Origin of the sequence: Saccharothrix sabaoui, assembly GCF_051756985.1 — a bacterium.
GTDB lineage: Bacteria > Actinomycetota > Actinomycetes > Mycobacteriales > Pseudonocardiaceae > Actinosynnema.
On the sequence record NZ_JBPKJK010000324.1, the window covers coordinates 1 to 2807 of the forward strand.

1 protein-coding gene and 1 pseudogene are annotated in these 2807 nt (G+C 73.0%); both read right to left on the bottom strand.

Annotation, left to right across the window (positions count from 1 at the left end):
* A partial coding sequence (locus tag ACR807_RS41595) for a hypothetical protein (RefSeq protein WP_438927062.1) occupies positions 1-194 on the bottom strand: 194 nt, incomplete at its 3' end.
* A gap of 5 nt (positions 195-199) precedes the next feature.
* Positions 200-2807 (bottom strand): annotated as a pseudogene (locus ACR807_RS41600) (hypothetical protein); the annotation flags it as partial.

Sequence of the window (2807 nt, forward strand, 5' to 3'; positions counted from 1 at the left end):
GGCATCGCCCGGGCGCACTCGGCGATCCGGTGGGCGAACGCGTAGACCTCTTCCTTGCTCCACCCCACCATGTCCTGGTACGCCACCTCGGACGGCAGGGTGTTGTTCAGGGTGCTGACCAACCCGAGGATCATGACGAGCTCGTCCCGGCTGAGGGTCAGCACGCAGCGCTGCCCGACGACTTCCGCTTCCACCGGCCCTACCTTTCGAGGTACTTGGAGCCCACGTTCATGCGCCAGTCCTCGGGTTTGTAGTTGTACGCGTGGATCATGGACGAGTCCCTGATGATCAAGACCTGGTTCCCCTCGTCGTACATGACGTCCTTGTGGGTCCTGGAGTCGTAGAAGCGGAACGCCTCCCGTTCCCTGGCCGCAAGGTACCTGGCGAGCCCCTGCACGTCCTTGCCGATGCCGTTCAGCGCGTGGCCCTGCGCACCCTCGTTGTACCGCCTGATGTTGTAGGCCACACCCTCGGCGACCCTGAAGGAGAACTGGTCCTCCAGCGCGTCGACCACCTCGTCGGCGACGTCCCAGAGGCAGTCCGGGTCGTTCTGCGCGGCCATCGGCGCGGACGCGGTGAAGCTGCGCGCGCACAGGCGGTTGCCCAGGCCCAGCAGGCGGCCGAGGTCGTACCGGCCGGCGCGCGCCGCGGCGAGTTCGGACTCGACGACCGCGAACTCGAACCGGCTGCCGACCCGCACCGCGAACGTGACGCCGGCGGTGGCGGCGCCGGCGGTCACGAGCCAGGGGCTGATCGCGGCCGCCAGCGGGTCCATCGCGAGCAGGGCGCTGCCGCAGACCAGCGAGATGCCGCACAGCACGAGCGCGGTGACGCCCAGGCCGGCGTACAACGTGAAGGTCGCCGCCTTGACGTAGACGAGGAGCTCCTCCATCGCGTCGAGGTAGCGGTTGAGCTTGAAGTCCGGGTTCAGCACGTCCCGGAGGCAGTTCTCGTACCCGGCGGCGCCCTTGTTGTCCCCGTAGAGGAGCACGCAGAACTCACCGTTGCGGAAGGCGAGTTCCACCAGCTCATCGGCCGAAGCGGTGATCAGGTGGATGCACTCGGTGTACTTCGGGGTGCCCTCCCCGTACCGGCCCGCGCAGTAGTTGGCCTGCCGGAAGGCCGCCTCGGTGATCTCGTCGTCCATCATCTGCTGGGCGTGCGCGATCGCCTCGTTGGCCGCGGCGGCGGCCTGCTCGGCGTCCTTGCCCGCCGCGATGGCCGAGTCGTACGCCTGCTCCGCCGACTGGTAGGCCGCCACGGCGAAACCCTGCGCCTGGTTGGCCGAAGCCTGCGCCCAGACCGCGGACTGGGAGGCGCGCCGCGCGGAGGCGTCGGCCGAGGCCGCGGCCTGCTGAGCGGTGCGGGCCGAGTTCGCCGCGTCCTGCGCCGACTTCTCGGCGGCGGTCGCCGAGTCGTGGGCCTGCCGCGCGTAGTCGGCGGCCTGGTCGGCGGACCGCTGCGCCTGCTGGGCGTGGCTCACCGCCTCCTCCGCCGCGCCGCGCGCGACGGCCGCGACCTCCTGCGCCCGGCTCGCGTTCTCCGAGGCCGATGCCGCGGCGTTCCACGCCTTGGCGACGTACGCGGCGACCTCGGCGTTGTGCCCGGCCTGTTCCTGGTCGCGCTGCGTCGCCTGGTGCAGGACGGTGCTGAGGAACCGCTGCTGGAACGCGCTGGGCCCGTCCAGGGCGGCCTGCGCGGACGCCTTGGTCTCCGGACCGGACCCGGGGGAGGCCAGGACTCTGTTGACCGCGATCCGGTCGTCGGTCGCGGCGGTGGTGAACTGCTCCTGGGTGAGGAACTTCCGGTACGCCTCGACGGTGCCCGCGTCGAGTGCCTTCTGCGCGGCGGCCTTGGTGACGGTGCGGTTCGCGGTGCTCGCGGCCGCCAGGACCTGGTTGACCTTGACCCGGTCCTCGGTGGCGCGCTCGGGGTAGAGGCGCTGGTCGAGGAACCGCTGGACGTCGGCGTCGGAGCCGGCCAGCGCGGCCTCGGCGGCGCGCTTGAACGCGTCCGAGCCGTCCACCAGCAGGGACCGCAACGTCACGCGGTCGTCCTGGCCCGCCGCGGACGTGATGCCGGTGCGGACGAAGTCGCGCACCTCGTCGTCCGACCCGGCCAGGGCGGCCAGTGCCGCGGACTTGGTCCACGGGCCGCCGGACTGCGCGAGCTTGACGGCGATCTTGCGGCCGTTGGCGACCACGAGCGCCGGGTCGGCGCCGGGACCGGAGGCCGCGGCCAGCAGCTGGGCGGTCTCGGTGTCGCGCCTCGCCTGCGAACTGGTGTCCCACCTCGACGCGGGGGTGGTCGGCCCGGCCGCCGCCTTGGCCGCTTGGGCCGCCTCGACGGCCTGGTCGCGTTCCGTGGCGACCCGGGCCTCGTCGGACGCGCGGGCGGCGTCGTAGATCTGCTGAGCCTGCGTGGCCGCCTGGATCGCCGTGTCCGCCGCCTGGCTGGCCGCGTTCGCGTGCTCGGTCGACTTCCGCGCCGCGTCGACGGAGTTGCCCGCGTGGTTGGCGGCGTCCTCCGCGGCGTTCGCCGCCGCGATGGCGTTCTCCGCCGCGCGGTTCGCGGCGTCCCTGGCCAGCCCGGCGGCGTCGGCGGCGGTGTTGGCGAAGCTGATCGCGGCATCGGCCGCCCGGTTGGCACGGGCCGCCGCGGACCGTGCCGCCGCGGCCGCGTTGCGGGCGAGCGCCGCGTCGGCGCCGGCCTGCTCGGCGAAGTTCCCTGCCTGCGCGGCGGCATCCGCCGCCTCCGCCGCGTTGTTGCCCGCGGTCTTCGCGGCCGTGGCGGCGACGCCGGCGTTG